We start from the raw sequence: 15139 nt of genomic DNA on the forward strand, positions 1-15139 counted from the left end.
ACTGGTCAGGTACGCGTCACGTACCCCGTCAGCAGCAGCCGCTCGCAGTGCCGCCGGCTCCACGGCACCGCCCGCGCTGCGCGCCCCGCCCGCTCACCGGCCCCTCCCCGCACGCCCGGCACCAGCCGGCGGCCGGGGGAGACCCCATCCGCCGAGGGGATTCGTCATGGCACCAGAACCACCCCTGCTCACCATGTCCGGCATCACCAAGTCCTTCCCCGGCGTACGCGCCCTGGACGGCGTCGACCTCGAGGTCCAGGCCGGCGAGGTCCACTGCCTCCTCGGCCAGAACGGAGCGGGCAAGTCCACCCTGATCAAGGTGCTCGCCGGAGCCCACCAGCCGGACGACGGTGAGATCACCTGGCGCGGCGAAGCCGTCCGGCTCAAGTCCCCGATCGCCGCCATGCGCCTGGGAATCGCCACGATCTACCAGGAACTCGACCTGGTGGAAGGGCTGTCGGTCGCGGAGAACGTCTTCCTCGGCCACGAACCGACCAGCGCGGGCTTCATCGTCCGTACGGGGGAGGGGCGCCTCGCCGCGAAGGCGCTGCTGGCCCGGCTCGGCCACCCGGAGATCGACCCCGCCCGTCCCGTCGGGCAGCTCTCCGCCGCCCAGCAGCAGATCGTCTCCATGGCGCGGGCGCTCTCCCACGACGTCCGGCTCATCGTGATGGACGAGCCCTCCGCCGCACTCGACCCCGACGAGGTCGACAACCTCTTCCGCATCGTCGACGGCCTCACCGCCGACGGGGTCGCCGTCGTCTACATCTCCCACCGCCTGGAGGAGATCCGCCGCATCGGCGACCGGGTCACCGTGCTGAAGGACGGCCGGGCGGTCGCGGTCGGGCTCCCCGCAGCAGAGACGCCGACACGCGACATCGTTGCCATGATGACCGGCCGCGATGTCGAGTACGTCTTCCCGCCCCGCCCGGCCGAGGCCGCCGCGCCCACCGCCGAACCCGTCCTCCGGGTCCAAGGGCTCTCCCGCGAGGGGGAGTTCGCGCCCGTCGACCTCGAACTGCGGCCCGGTGAGATCGTCGGCCTCGCCGGTCTCGTCGGCTCCGGCCGCTCCGAGATCCTGGAGACGATCTACGGCGCCCGCAAGGCGACCACCGGCACCGTCACCGTCGCGGGCAGGCAGCTGCGCACCGGCAGTGTCCGGGCCGCCGTCGCCGCCGGGATCGGCCTCGCCCCCGAGGAGCGCAAGGCCCAGGCGCTGCTGATGACCGAGTCCGTCACCCGCAACGTCTCCGTCTCCTCCCTCTCCCGGTTCGCCCGGCTGGGCTGGATCGACCGGGGCGGCGAGCGGCGGTCCGCGCGGGAGGCCACCCGTGAACTCTCCCTGCGCCCGGACATCCCGGACGCCCTGATCCGCACCCTCTCCGGCGGCAACCAGCAGAAAGCCGTCCTCGCCCGCTGGCTGCTGCGCGGCTGCCGGGTGCTGCTGCTCGACGAACCCACCCGGGGCGTCGACGTCGGCGCCCGCGCCGAGCTGTACGCCGTGATCCGCCGGCTGGCCGACGAAGGCCTCGCCGTCCTGCTCGTCTCCAGCGAAGTGCCCGAAGTCCTGGGCCTCGCCGACCGGGTGCTGGTGCTCCGGGAGGGCCAGGTCGTGCACACGGCCCCCGCCCAGGAGCTGGACGAGCACCGCGTACTCGACCTCGTGATGGAAGGGAGCCCGACGCCATGACACAGCCCGCCCCGTCGGCGCAGCACAACGGGCCGGAGAAGGGGGCCCCCGCCGGCCCCGCCGGCCCCGCCGGCCCGCCCCCGGTGAAGACCGGTGGCGCAAGGCCCGGCCTCGGACTGCGGCTCGACGTCCGGATCCTGTCCCTGCTCGGCGTCCTCGCCGCCCTCGTCCTGGTCGGCGGGATCACCGAACCCGGTGCCTTCCTCGACACCGGGAACCTCCAGCTGATCCTGACGCAGGCCTCCGTCATCGGGGTCGTCACCGTCGGGATGACCTTCGTCATCACCAGCGGCGGCATCGACCTCTCCGTCGGCGCGATGGTCGCCCTCGCCTCGGTCTGGGCGACCACCCTGGCCACCCAGGAGTACGGCTTCGCGGGCATCGCCTTCACCGCCGTGATCGTCGGCGTCGCCGCCGGACTGGTGAACGGTGTGCTCATCGCGTACGGGGGGATGGTCCCGTTCATCGCGACGCTCGCCATGCTCGCCTCGGCGCGCGGACTCGCCCTCATGATCACCGACGGCAAGACGCAGATCGTCACCGTCGATTCGGTCCTGAGCCTGGGGCTGCCGGACTCCTACATCCTCGGGGTCCCGCCGCTGGTCATCATGTTCGCCGCCGTCACCGTCATCGGCTGGCTGATCCTCAACCGCACCACCTTCGGCCGCCGCACGGTCGCCGTCGGCGGCAACGCGGAGGCGGCCCGGCTCGCCGGGATCGACGTCCGCCGCCAGCGCCTCTACCTCTACGTCCTCTCCGGACTCTGCTGCGGCATCGCCGCCTTCATGCTGATCGTGCTCTCCGGCTCCGGCCAGAACACCAACGGCAACCTGTACGAACTCGACGCCATCGCCGCCGCGATCATCGGCGGCACCCTGCTCAGCGGCGGGCGCGGCACCATCGTCGGCTCGGTCCTCGGCGTCCTGATCTTCACCACCATCACCAACATCTTCGCGCTCAACAACCTCCAGAGCGACGTCCAGCAGATCGCCAAGGGCGCCATCATCGTGGCCGCCGTCCTGGTCCAGCGCCGCACTCTTCGTGGCGCCGACACCTGACCAACCGCCTTACCGAGAGCCGCACTTCGTACGTCACCCACCGGATGAAGGGTTCCACCGCCATGCCAGAGACCAGCCGCAGAGGGCTGCTGTTCGGAGCCACCGCCCTCTCCGCGGGCGCGCTCCTGACCGCCTGCACCAGCAACGAGCCCAAGAGCGCCGAGCCGGCCGGCAACAGCCAGCCCGCCGCCGACGACCAGCCGGGCAAGCCCGTCACCATCGGTTTCGCCGGACCGCAGGCCGACCACGGCTGGCTCAACGCGATCAACGTCAACGCCAAGTCCCGGGCGGAGAAGTACTCCGAGGTGACGCTGGAGATCACCGAGGGCTCCAACGACACCGCCGCCCAGATCGGCCAGGTCAAGACCCTCATCAACAAGAAGGTCGACGTCCTCGTCATCCTCCCCGCCGACGGCAAGGCGCTCACCCAGGTCGGCCTGGAGGCGATGAAGGCGGGCATCCCCGTCGTCAACCTGGACCGGATCTTCGCCTCCCCGCAGGCGTACCGCTGCTGGGTCGGCGGCGACAACTACGGCATGGGGCTCAACGCCGGCCACTACATCGGGGAACAGCTCAAGGACAAGGCGGACGCCAAGGTCGTCGAGCTGGCCGGGATCGACAACCTGGAGCTCACCAAGCAGCGCAGCCAGGGCTTCAAGGACGCGCTGAAGAACTACCCCAACATCAAGCTGGTGGCCCGTCAGGCTGCCGACTTCACCGTCGAGTCGGGCCAGGCGAAGATGGCCCAGCTCCTCCAGGCGCAGAAGCAGTTCGACGCCCTGTGGAACCACGACGACGACCAGGGCGTGGGCGCGCTCCGCGCCATCCAGCAGGCGGGCCGCGACGAGTTCATCATGGTGGGCGGCGCCGGCGCCAAGTCCGCCATGGACGCCATCAAGGCCGACAACTCCGTCATCAAGGCGACCGTCCTCTACCCGCCGACGATGGCCGCGTCCGCCATCGACCTGGCCCGGGCGCTCGGCCAGGGCAAGGGCATCGGCGGCCTCTCCGAGATGGAGATCCCGACCTCCCTGACCCTGTACTCGGCGGTGGTGACGAAGGACAACATCGACCAGTACCTGCCGACGGGCTTCAACTGACCGGGACTCCGGGGGGCGCGGCGAGCGCGTCCCCCGGCCCGTTACCGCACACCGACGAGGAGGAAGTCCGCATGGCCCGTAGTCAAGAGCAGGGGACGGAAGCGCAGACCGGGACACCGGCGCCGCCATCGGGGCAGGCGCTCGGGACGCTCGGGGTCGGCATGGTCGGCTACGCGTTCATGGGCGCCGCCCACTCCCAGGGGTGGCGTACCGCCGGACACGTCTTCGACCTGCCGGTGCGCCCCGCTCTCGCCGCGATCTGCGGGCGCGACCGGGCGAAGGTCGACGCCGCGGCCGCCCGGCACGGCTGGGCGGCCGCCGAGACCGACTGGCGGGCGCTGATCGCCCGGGACGATGTGCAGCTGGTCGACATCTGCACCCCGGGTGACAGCCATGCGGAGATCGCCATCGCCGCCCTGGAGGCGGGCAAGCACGTGCTGTGCGAGAAGCCGCTCGCCAACACGGTGGCCGAGGCGGAGGCGATGGTCCGGGCCGCCGAGGCGGCGAGGGCCCGGGGCCAGGTGGCGATCGTGGGCTTCAACTACCGCAAGGTGCCCGCCATCACCTACGCCCGGCAGCTCATCGCGGACGGCCGGCTCGGCACCCTGCGCCACGTACGCGCCAGCTATCTCCAGGACTGGCTGGTCGATCCGGCCTCCCCGCTCACCTGGCGGCTCAAGCGCGAGCACGCCGGGTCGGGGGCGCTGGGCGACCTGGGGGCGCACATCGTCGACCTCGCCCAGTACCTGGCGGGGGAGCTGCTGACGGGCGTCTCCGCCGTGGCCGAGACCTTCGTACGGGAGCGGCCCCTGCTCGCCGGGGCGTCCGCCGGGCTCTCCGGCCGCGCGGACACCGCCGAGCTGGGCGAAGTGACCGTGGACGACGCCGCGTTGTTCACCGGCCGCCTCGCCTCCGGGGCGCTCGCCTCCTTCGAGGCGACCCGGATGGCGGCGGGGCGCAAGAACGCGCTGCGGCTGGAGATCAACGGAGAGCTGGGCTCGCTCGCCTTCGATCTGGAGCGGCTCAACGAGCTGTCCTTCCACGACCACACCGAGCCGGCCGCCACCTCCGGCTTCCGCCGCATCCTGGTCACCGAGCCCGAACACCCCTACCTGGAGGCCTGGTGGCCGCCGGGCCACGGCCTCGGCTACGAGCACACCTTCGTCCACCAGGCCCGTGACGTGATCCGCACGATCGCCGAAGGCACCGAGCCCCGGCCCTCGTTCGCGGACGGACTCCAGGTGCAGCGGGTGCTCGCCGCGGTCGAGGAGAGCGCCGCCAAGAACTCCGTACACACCGCCGTCCCCTCCTAGGAGGTCCCCGCCCATGCCCCGCCCCTTCACCCTCTTCACCGGCCAGTGGGCCGACCTCCCTCTGGAGGAGGTCTGCAAGCACGCCCGGGACTTCGGCTACGACGGGCTCGAACTCGCCTGCTGGGGCGATCACTTCGAGGTCGACAAGGCACTCGCCGACCCCGGCTATCTGAAGAGCAGGCACCAACTGCTCGACAAGTACGGCCTGAAGTGCTTCGCCATCTCCAACCACCTGGTGGGACAGGCCGTCTGCGACCATCCGATCGACGAACGCCACCAGGGCATCCTGCCCGCCCGCATCTGGGGCGACGGGGAGGCCGAAGGGGTGCGGCAGCGGGCCGCCGCCGAGATCGCGGACACCGCGCGCGCGGCCGCCGCCTTCGGGGTCGACACGGTCGTCGGGTTCACCGGCTCCTCGATCTGGCACCTGGTCGCGATGTTCCCGCCGGTCCCGCCGCACATGATCGAACGCGGCTACGAGGACTTCGCGGAGCGCTGGAACCCGGTCCTGGACGTCTTCGACGCGGAGGGGGTGCGCTTCGCCCACGAGGTGCACCCGAGCGAGATCGCGTACGACTACTGGACCACCAAGCGCGCGCTCGAAGCGGTCGGCCACCGGCCCGCGTTCGGGCTGAACTTCGACCCGAGCCACTTCGTCTGGCAGGACCTGGACCCGGTGGGCTTCCTCTACGACTTCCGGGACCGGATCTACCACGTGGACTGCAAGGAGGCCCGCAAGCGGCTGGACGGCCGCAACGGGCGCCTCGGGTCCCACCTGCCGTGGGGCGACCCCCGGCGCGGCTGGGACTTCGTCTCCGCCGGGCACGGCGACGTGCCCTGGGAGGACGTGTTCCGGATGCTCCGGTCCATCGGCTACGAGGGGCCCGTCTCGGTCGAGTGGGAGGACGCGGGCATGGACCGGCTCACCGGCGCCCCGGAAGCGCTGGCCAGCCTGAAACGGTACGACTTCGACCCGCCGGCGGCCTCCTTCGACGCGGCCTTCGGCGGCGGCGAGTAGATCCCGGCGGAGCGGCCCCGGGGCTCCACGAGGTGCCCCGGGGCCGCCCCGCCCTGCCCGGAATCCTCTTTGTCCTGACGGAAGCAGAAGTTCGGCCCAACCCTTGCACAAGGGCTTTCCGTCCCGGACGAACAGGTCTACCGTCCTCAGCGTGTACACGACATGACTCGCGTCACCGGGGTCACTCCCGTCCCCGGTGCCGCACGCGCGGCAGTCCCCGCGCGGCACGGCACGGCTACATCCGCCCGTACAACCGGCACTCTCCGGAGGACCACGTGCACAGAACCAGAAAGCGGCTCCTGGCCCGGACCCGCGTCCGCAAAGCGCTCGCGCTCTTCACCGGCGGCCTGCTCACCGCCGCCACCCTGACCCTCGGCTCCGCCCCCGGCGCCACCGCCCACCCCGGCCACCCGGGCCACGACACGCCGGTGGCGGAGGACTTCCAGCAGGTCACCCTCGCCAAGGGCGTGGATGAGACCGGCGAGCCCATGTCGCTCGCCGTCCTCCCCGACCGCAGCGTCCTGCACACCTCGCGCGGCGGCGAGCTGCGGATCACCGACAGCGCCGGCAACACCAGGATCTCCGGCACCCTCCCCGTGTACACACACGACGAGGAAGGCCTCCAAGGCATCGGCGTCGACCCCGACTTCGCCGAGAACCGGGCCATCTACCTCTTCTACGCACCCCCGTTGGACACCCCGCCCGGCGACGCGCCGGAGACCGGCACCGCCGCCGACTTCGCGAAGTTCGACGGTGTCAACCGGCTCTCCCGCTTCGTGCTCAACGAGGACGGCACGCTCGACACCGCCAGCGAGAAGAAGGTCCTCGACGTCCCCACCTCGCGCGGCATCTGCTGCCACGTCGGCGGTGACATCGACTTCGACAAGGACGGCAACCTCTACCTCTCGACCGGCGACGACACCAACCCCTTCGCCTCCGACGGCTTCACCCCGATCGACGAACGCCCGGACCGCAACCCGGCGTTCGACGCCCAGCGCACCTCCGGCAACACCAACGACCTGCGCGGCAAGATCCTGCGCATCAAGGTGGCCGAGGACGGCTCGTACACCGTCCCCGAGGGCAACCTCTTCGAGCCCGGCACGGACAAGACCCGCCCCGAGATCTACGCGATGGGCTTCCGCAACCCGTTCCGCTTCTCCGTCGACCAGGCCACCGGCATCGTGTACGTCGGTGACTACGGCCCCGACGCGGGCGCGGCCGACGCCCAGCGCGGCCCCTCCGGCAAGGTCGAGTTCGCCCGGGTGACGAAGGCCGGCAACTTCGGCTGGCCCTACTGCGTCGGCGACAACGAGCCCTACATCGACTACGACTTCGCCACCAAGGTCTCCGGCGCCGCCTTCGACTGCGCGAACCCGAAGAACGAGTCGCCGCACAACACCGGCCTGGTCGACCTGCCGCCCGCCGAGGCCGCCTGGATCCCGTACGACGGCGGTTCGCTGCCCGAGTTCGGCTCCGGCTCCGAGTCCCCCATGGGCGGACCGGTCTACCGCTACGACGCCGACCTCGACTCCCCGGTCAAGTTCCCCGAGGCGTACGACGGCGACTTCTTCGCCGGTGAGTTCGGCCGCCGCTGGATCAAGCGGATCGAGCAGGACGCCGACGGCACCGTCCAGTCCATCAACGACGTGCCGTGGTCCGGCACCCAGATCATGGACATGGCCTTCGGCCCCGACGGGGCGCTGTACGTCCTGGACTACGGCCTCGCCTGGTTCGGCGGCGACGAGAACTCCGCGCTCTACCGCATCGAGAACGCCACCGGAGGCCGCTCGCCCATCGCGGAGGCCTCGGCGAACAAGACCTCCGGGACCGCGCCCCTGAAGGTGAAGTTCTCCTCCGCCGGCACCTCCGACGGCGACGGCGACCCGCTCACGTACTCCTGGGACTTCGGTGACGGCGGCACCTCCACGGCCGCCAACCCCACGTACACGTACAAGAAGAACGGCACGTACGTGGCGACCGTCACCGCCGAGGACCCGACCGGTCGCACCGGCTCGGCCAGCGTCCACATCACCGTCGGCAACACCGCCCCGACCGTGGAACTGGTGCTCCCCGAGGACGGCCAGCTCTTCGAGTTCGGTGACTCCGTCCCGTTCAAGGTGAACGTCAGCGATCCCGAGGACGGGACCATCGACTGCACGAAGGTCGAGGTCAAGTTCACCCTGGGCCACGACAGCCACGGCCACGACATCACCACCGAGCACGGCTGCGAAGGCACCATCAAGACCGCCATGGAAGGCGGCCACGACCCCAACGCCAACATCTACGGCGGCATTTCGGCCACCTACACCGACAACGGCGGTGGCGGCCAGGCCAAGCTGACCGGCCGGGACCAGGCGCGCCTCCAGCCCCGGCACCGGCAGGCCGAGCACTACGACAACTCCTTCGGCGTCACCACACCGAGCAAGGCGAGCGCCCACGGCGGCAAGACCGTCGGGGACATCCACAACGACGACTGGATCTCCTTCAAGACCTACGTGCTGGCCGGCACCACCAAGCTCACCGCCCGTGTCTCGTCGGCCGGTTCCGGCGGCTTCCTCGAAGTCCGCACCGGATCGCCCACCGGCAAGATCCTCGGCTCGGGCCCGGTCCCGGTGACCGGCAGCTGGGACACCTTCCAGGACATCGACATCCCGCTGCGCGGAGCACCGAAGAAGCAGACCGAACTCTTCCTCGTCTTCAAGGGCGGCGACGGAGCCCTCTACGACATCGACGACTTCGAACTCTCCAACACCCCCGTCGACAAGACCGCCAAGCGCGTCCTGGTCTTCTCCAAGACCGCCGGATTCCGCCATGACTCCATCCCGGCCGGCATCGCCGCGCTGAAGGAGATCGGCAAGGACACCAACATCACGGTCGACTCCACCGAGTCCGCCGCCCAGTTCACCACCAGCAACCTCGCCCGCTACGACGCCGTCGCCTTCCTCTCCACCACCGGTGACGTCCTCAACGCCGACCAGCAGAAGGCCTTCGAGAACTACGTGGCCACCGGCGGCGGTTACGTCGGCATCCACGCGGCCGCCGACACCGAGTACGACTGGGAGTTCTACGGCGGGCTCGTCGGCGCCTACTTCGACTCCCACCCGCAGATCCAGCCCGCCACCGTCCGCGTCGAGGACCACGACCATCCGGCCACCGCGCACCTGGACGAGGAGTGGGAGCGCACCGACGAGTGGTACAACTACCGCACCAACCCCCGTGACCAGGCGAAGGTGCTGGCCACCCTCGACGAGACCACCTACACCGGCGGCAACATGAAGGGGGACCACCCGATCTCCTGGTGCCAGACCTACCAGGGCGGCCGCTCCTTCTACACCGGACTCGGCCACACCAAGGAGTCCTACGCGGAGACGGCCTTCCGCCAGCACCTCTCCGGCGGCCTGCGCTACGCCACCGGCCAGGTCAAGGCCGACTGCAAGCCGAACAAGGACTACCGGCCCCTCTTCAACGGCAAGACGCTGGAAGGGTGGAAGCAGGCCGGCCCCGGCAAGTTCACCGTCAGTGACGGCGCCCTGCACTCCGAGGGCGGCATGGGCCTGCTCACCTACCAGGCCAAGGAGCTGAAGGCGTACTCGCTCAAGCTGGACTGGAAGATGGCCGGTGACGACAACTCCGGTGTCTTCGTGGGCTTCCCGATGTCCGACGACCCCTGGTCGGCCGTGAACAACGGCTACGAGATCCAGATCGACGCCACCGACTCCGCCGACCGCACCACCGGTGCCGTCTACGGATTCAAGTCGGCCAACATCAAGGCCCGTGACCGCGTCCTGCGGCCGCCGGGGCAGTGGAACAGCTACGAGATCAAGGTCCAGGGTGAACGTCTGCAGATCTTCCTCAACGGAGCGAAGATCAACGACTTCACCAACACCGACCCGGCCCGCAGCCTGAAGAACGGCTACATCGGACTCCAGAACCACGGGCCCGACGACCACGTTTCCTTCCGCAACATCCAACTGAAGGAGCTGCCCTCGACGTAGGGCGGCCGCCTCTGCCGACGACGGGCGGGGGGAGCACCCCGACCTTCCCCCGCCCGCCGTCCTCCACCCCTCATCGCCCAGGGAGGCAGCCCGTGACCGCACACGCCGCTCGTGAAGGCCTTACGCCCACGGAGAGTTCACGCCGTGGAGCCGACAGCCCAGGCCACCGGACAGGCGTCTGGTTCATCGGAGCGCGCGGCTCCGTCGCCACCACCGCCACCGCGGGGTGCGCGGCCATCGCGGCGGGCCTCCACCCGCCCACCGGCATGGTCACCGAGACGCCCCCCTTCGCCGACACCGGGCTGCCGCCCCTGACCTCCCTGGTCTTCGGCGGCCACGACACCCTGGACTGCCCCCTCGCCAAACGGGCCGAGGCGCTGGCCGAAGGCGGCGTACTGCCCCACCGCCTCCCCACCGCCGTACGCGCCGAACTCGACGCCGCCGACGCCGAGATCCGCCCCGGCGGCCCCCGTCCCGGCGACACCCGCACCGACCAGCAGCTCATCGCCGCGTTCGCCGCCGACCTCACCGACTTCGCCCACCGCAACGACCTGGCCCGCACCGTCGTCGTCAACGTCGCCTCCACCGAACCCGCCCCCGGCCCCGGCGACCCGGGGCTCCCCGCCAGCTCCCTCTACGCGGCCGCCGCCCTCCGGGCCGGCTGCTCCTACGTCAACTTCACCCCCTCCACCGGCCTGCGCTCTCCCCAGCTGGCCGACGACGTCGCCGCCTGCGGACTTCCCCATGCGGGACGCGACGGCAAGACCGGCCAGACGCTCCTGCGCTCCGTGCTCGCCCCGATGTTCCTCCAGCGCGCCCTGCCCGTCCGGGCCTGGTCCGGGTCGAACCTGCTGGGCGGCGGGGACGGGGCGGCCCTGGCCGACCCGGCGGCGGCCGCCGCCAAGAACGCGGGCAAGGAACGCGTCCTCGCCGACACCTTCGGCACCGCACCCGAGGGCGAGGTCCACATCGACGACGTGCCCGCGATGGGGGAGTGGAAGACGGCCTGGGACCACATCGCCTTCGACGGCTTCCTCGGCTCCCGGATGATCCTCCAGACCATCTGGCAGGGGTGCGACTCGGCCCTCGCCGCCCCGCTCGTCCTGGACCTGGCCCGGCTGCTGGCCCGCGCCCACGAGGCGGGCCTCAGCGGGCCCCGGCCCGAGCTGGGCTTCTACTTCAAGGACCCGGACGGCGGCACCTCGGCCGCGCTCGCGGAGCAGTACGCCACCCTGCTGGCCTTCGCCGAGCGGCTGCGGGGCATGGCGTGAGGCGGCTGCTGCGGGCCCTGCCGCTGCTGGGCGCCGGCCTGCGGGCGCCCGCGAGGGCCCCGGGCCGCACCTCCGAAGACGGCCTGTCCGGTGCGGGTGGGACTGCGCCCGCACCGGACAGGCGCCGGCCGTCCCCCGGACGCGGGAGAGGGGACACGGTGTGGGCCTGGAGCGAACTGTTCCGGGTCTCCGCGCTGTTCTCCGTGCCGGGTGACGCACTGGCCGGGGCCGCGGCGGTGGGCCGTGGTCCCGGCCGGGGCACGGCACTCGCGGTCGGCGCCTCGCTCTGCCTGTACGAGGCGGGCATGGCGCTCAACGACTGGGCGGACCGCGAGGAGGACGCCGTCGACCGCCCGCACCGGCCGATCCCCTCGGGCCGCGTCAGTCCGGCCGCCGCCCTGGGCGCGGCCGGGCTCCTGACGGCGGCGGGTCTGGCCCTCGCGGCACGGGCCGGCCGCCCGGCGCTCGCGGTCGCCACCGGCCTGGCCGCCACGGTCTGGGCCTACGACCTCCGGCTGAAGCACACGAAGGCGGGCCCGGCGGCGATGGCCGCGGCCCGCTCCCTCGACCTCCTGCTGGGAGCGACGGCGACGGCTACGGCCGCGGGGGGCGGCACGGCCGCGACCCCGCGGGGCGAGGCCGACAACGTTGCCGCACGGGTCGCGTTCGTCCGCGGCCCCCTCCCCGCCGCCCTCGTGCTCGGGGCGCACACCTACGGCGTCACCGCGGTCTCCCGCCACGAGGCACAGGGCGGCTCCACCGCCGTACCGCTCGCGGTCCTGGCCACCACGGGCGCGCTGGGTACGGCCGTACTCATGGCGGACCGGGCGGCCCGGACGCGGACCCCGGCGGACCGGGCGGCCCGGGCCGGGCGAGCGGGGGAGCACCGGACCGCCCGGACGAACAGCCCGGGAGAGCACCGGCCCGCGCGGGCGGGATGGGCCATGGAGCACCTGCCCGTACCGGCGGGAGGGCCCGGCACACACCGGGCCGTGCCGGCCCAGGGGCCGGGCGCGCACGGACCGGCCCGTCCCCACCACCTCACCCCCGCCGACCTCCTGCTCACCGCGTTCACCGGCGCCTACCTCCGTACCGCCGGGCCACCCCTCCTGCACGCCGCGCTCAACCCGTCCCCGCCCCTCACCCAGCGGGCGGTCGGCGGAGGCATCCGGGCCATGATCCCGCTCCAGGCGGCGCTCGCCGCCCGGAACGGAGCGCCCGGCTCCGGCCTCGCCGTGATGGCCCTCGTCCCTCTTGCCCGCGCCCTCGCCCGGAAGGTGAGCCCCACATGACCCTCCACCTCGGCTACGGCACCAACGGGCTCACCGACCTCCGCCTCGACGACGCCCTGGGGCTCCTCGCGGACCTCGGCTACGCGGGCGTCGGGCTGACGCTCGACCACATGCACCTGGACCCGCTGGCCCCGGACCTCACCGAGCGGACCCGACTCGTCGGCCGCCGGCTCACCTCCCTCGGGCTCCGGGTCACCGTCGAGACCGGGGCCCGCTACGTCCTGGACCCGCGCCGCAAGCACGGCCCCTCCCTCCTCGACCCGGACCCCGAGGCCCGCGCCGCCCGCACCGCGCTGCTCGTCCGGGCGGTCGACGTGGCCGCCGAACTAGGCGCGCACGCCGTCCACTGCTTCAGCGGCATCACCCCGCCCGGCACCGCACCGGAGACCGCCTGGAAGCGGCTGACCGAAGCGATCACCCCCGTACTCGACGCCGCCGACCGCACCGGCGTCCCCCTCGCCATCGAGCCCGAACCCGGTCACCTCCTCGCCACCCTCGCGGACTTCCACCACCTCCGGGGCCTCCTGGGCGACCCGCCCTCCCTCGGCCTCACCCTCGACATCGGCCACTGCCAGTGCCTGGAGGAGGCCACCCCCGCCCAGTGCGTCAGGGACTCCGCCCCCTGGCTCCGGCACGTCCAGATCGAGGACATGCGGCGCGGAGTCCACGAGCACCTCCCCTTCGGCGACGGCGAGATCGACTTCCCGCCCGTACTCGCCGCCCTCGCCGCCACCGGCTACCAGGGCCTCACCGTCGTCGAGCTGCCCCGGCACTCCCACGCGGGCCCCGAACTCGCCCGCACCTCCATCGACTTCCTGCGCGACGCCATGACCAGAGGCGCGACCGGCACCAGGAAAGGCGGCGCACCGTGCTGAAGACCCGCAAGGAACTCGACGCCGAACTCGACGCCCCCGCCCGTGCCTGGCTCGACACGGCCCTGACCGAGGCCGCCCACCACGCCACAGCCGACGAGGCGGCGGCCGACGGGCCCGACACCGACGGGACCGCCCCGCCCGCGTGGGAACTGCGCTTCGCCGCCGCGGGCCGGCACTGCGGTCAGCAGCACGCCGACTCCGTACGCTCCCTCCTCCTCATCGAGGCCCGCGCCCCGCTGCCCTCCGTCACCCGGCTCTACGAACAGGGCACCGCCGCCGAACGCCGGGCCGTCCTGCTCACCCTGGACCGGCTGGCCCTCGGCGCCACCGCCCTGCCGCTCGTCGAGGACGCCCTGCGCACCAACGACACCCGGCTGGTCGCCGCCGCCGTCGGCCCGTACGCGGCGGCCCACCTGCCCCCGCACGCCTGGCGCCACGCCGTGCTGAAGTGCCTCTTCACCGGGGTGCCGGTGGACGCCGTCGCCCGGCTCGGGGAACGGGCCCACGGGGATGCCGAACTCGCCCGCATGCTGGCCGACTTCGCCGCCGAACGCACCGCCGCCGGCCGTGAGGTCCCGCCCGGCCTGCGCACGGTCCTCGCCCTCACCGATCCGGCACCCGAGCACGCCCCGGCACCCGAACGGGCCACCCCTGCCGCCCCCACGGAGGAGTCCTGATGCGCATCTTCGACCCCCACATCCACATGACGTCCAGGACCACGGACGACTATCAGGCGATGTACGACGCGGGCGTCCGCGCCCTCGTCGAACCCTCCTTCTGGCTCGGCCAGCCCCGCACCTCGCCCGCCAGCTTCTACGACTACTTCGACGCCCTCCTCGGCTGGGAGCCCTTCCGCGCCTCCCAGTACGGCATCGCGCACCACTGCACGCTCGCCCTCAACCCCAAGGAGGCGAACGACCCCCGCTGCACCCCCGTCCTGGACGCCCTGCCCCGCTATCTGGTCAAGGACTCCGTCGTCGCCGTCGGGGAGATCGGCTACGACTCCATGACCCCGGCCGAGGACCACGCGCTCGCCGCCCAGCTCCAGCTCGCCGCCGACCACGGGCTGCCCGCCCTCGTCCACACCCCGCACCGCGACAAGCTCGCCGGTCTCCACCGGACCATCGACGTCATCCGCGAATCGAACCTCCCCCCGGAGTTCGTCCTGCTCGACCACCTCAATGAGACAACCGTAAAGGCCGCCACTGACAGCGGCTGCTGGGCCGGCTTCTCCATCTACCCGGACACCAAGATGGACGAGGACCGGATGGTCACCATCCTCAAGAACCACGGCACCGAGAAGATGCTCGTCAACTCGGCCGCCGACTGGGGCAGGAGCGACCCGCTGAAGACCCGCAAGGTCGCCGACGCCATGCTGAAGGCCGGATTCACCGAGGACGACGTCGACCAGGTCCTCTGGCGCAACCCCGTCGCCTTCTACGGCCAGAGCGGCCGCCTCCAGCTGGACACCCCCGCTCCCGACGCGCTCCACGAGGGCAACTCGATCCTGCGCGGCGGGGAGTGAGG

General features: G+C 72.1%; 11 protein-coding genes. All 11 read left to right on the forward strand.

Annotated elements, in window-relative coordinates; translation table 11 throughout:
• The first annotated feature begins 166 nt into the window (after positions 1–166).
• On the forward strand, positions 167–1690 hold the full coding sequence (locus ACQ9ZG_RS29050; protein WP_026238207.1) for a sugar ABC transporter ATP-binding protein: 1524 nt from the start codon (positions 167–169) through the stop codon (positions 1688–1690).
• The gene (locus ACQ9ZG_RS29055) at positions 1687–2748 is read left to right on the forward strand and encodes an ABC transporter permease (RefSeq protein ID WP_109914245.1); all 1062 of its coding nucleotides are present in this window, start codon (positions 1687–1689) and stop codon (positions 2746–2748) included. The genes ACQ9ZG_RS29050 and ACQ9ZG_RS29055 overlap by 4 nt, the downstream gene beginning before the upstream one ends.
• 62 nt (positions 2749–2810) lie before the next feature.
• The gene (locus ACQ9ZG_RS29060) at positions 2811–3848 is read left to right on the forward strand and encodes a substrate-binding domain-containing protein (protein WP_026238208.1); all 1038 of its coding nucleotides are present in this window, start codon (positions 2811–2813) and stop codon (positions 3846–3848) included.
• Between the two features lie 161 nt (positions 3849–4009).
• Complete coding sequence (locus tag ACQ9ZG_RS29065; RefSeq protein ID WP_018491893.1) at positions 4010–5161, forward strand: Gfo/Idh/MocA family protein; 1152 nt, start codon at positions 4010–4012, stop codon at positions 5159–5161.
• A 13-nt stretch (positions 5162–5174) separates the two neighbouring features.
• Positions 5175–6179 (forward strand): sugar phosphate isomerase/epimerase family protein, encoded by a 1005-nt coding sequence (locus tag ACQ9ZG_RS29070; protein ID WP_028418622.1) that lies wholly within the window; start codon positions 5175–5177, stop codon positions 6177–6179.
• Positions 6180–6454: 275 nt separating this feature from the next.
• On the forward strand, positions 6455–10174 hold the full coding sequence (locus ACQ9ZG_RS29075; RefSeq protein ID WP_109914244.1) for a ThuA domain-containing protein: 3720 nt from the start codon (positions 6455–6457) through the stop codon (positions 10172–10174).
• 92 nt (positions 10175–10266) lie between these two features.
• A complete protein-coding gene (locus ACQ9ZG_RS29080; protein WP_309076586.1) occupies positions 10267–11445 on the forward strand; it encodes an inositol-3-phosphate synthase in 1179 nt (392 codons plus the stop codon).
• 158 nt (positions 11446–11603) lie between these two features.
• Positions 11604–12737 (forward strand): SCO3242 family prenyltransferase, encoded by a 1134-nt coding sequence (locus tag ACQ9ZG_RS29085; protein WP_499281377.1) that lies wholly within the window; start codon positions 11604–11606, stop codon positions 12735–12737.
• Positions 12734–13612, forward strand: a complete 879-nt coding sequence (locus ACQ9ZG_RS29090; RefSeq protein ID WP_109917370.1) for a sugar phosphate isomerase/epimerase family protein — start codon at positions 12734–12736, stop codon at positions 13610–13612. Before ACQ9ZG_RS29085 ends, ACQ9ZG_RS29090 begins: the two co-directional genes overlap by 4 nt.
• Positions 13606–14289 carry an EboA domain-containing protein gene (locus tag ACQ9ZG_RS29095; RefSeq protein ID WP_028418627.1) on the forward strand — a complete coding sequence of 228 codons (684 nt, stop codon included), beginning with the start codon at positions 13606–13608 and terminating at the stop codon, positions 14287–14289. The genes ACQ9ZG_RS29090 and ACQ9ZG_RS29095 overlap by 7 nt, the downstream gene beginning before the upstream one ends.
• Positions 14289–15137 carry a TatD family hydrolase gene (locus tag ACQ9ZG_RS29100; protein WP_109917369.1) on the forward strand — a complete coding sequence of 283 codons (849 nt, stop codon included), beginning with the start codon at positions 14289–14291 and terminating at the stop codon, positions 15135–15137. Before ACQ9ZG_RS29095 ends, ACQ9ZG_RS29100 begins: the two co-directional genes overlap by 1 nt.
• Positions 15138–15139 lie beyond the last annotated feature (2 nt).

Source organism: Streptomyces araujoniae (assembly GCF_050871195.1).
GTDB lineage: Bacteria > Actinomycetota > Actinomycetes > Streptomycetales > Streptomycetaceae > Streptomyces > Streptomyces bacillaris.

Bases quoted from the DNA above. Each gene is read 5' to 3' on its own strand.
- ACQ9ZG_RS29065 (WP_018491893.1), top strand. From the start codon at position 4,010: ATGGTCGGCTACGCGTTCATGGGCGCCGCCCACTCCCAGGGGTGGCGT.
- ACQ9ZG_RS29060 (WP_026238208.1), top strand. From the start codon at position 2,811: ATGCCAGAGACCAGCCGCAGAGGGCTGCTGTTCGGAGCCACCGCCCTC.
- ACQ9ZG_RS29090 (WP_109917370.1), top strand. From the start codon at position 12,734: ATGACCCTCCACCTCGGCTACGGCACCAACGGGCTCACCGACCTCCGC.
- ACQ9ZG_RS29055 (WP_109914245.1), top strand. From the start codon at position 1,687: ATGACACAGCCCGCCCCGTCGGCGCAGCACAACGGGCCGGAGAAGGGG.
- ACQ9ZG_RS29100 (WP_109917369.1), top strand. From the start codon at position 14,289: ATGCGCATCTTCGACCCCCACATCCACATGACGTCCAGGACCACGGAC.
- ACQ9ZG_RS29050 (WP_026238207.1), top strand. From the start codon at position 167: ATGGCACCAGAACCACCCCTGCTCACCATGTCCGGCATCACCAAGTCC.
- ACQ9ZG_RS29070 (WP_028418622.1), top strand. From the start codon at position 5,175: ATGCCCCGCCCCTTCACCCTCTTCACCGGCCAGTGGGCCGACCTCCCT.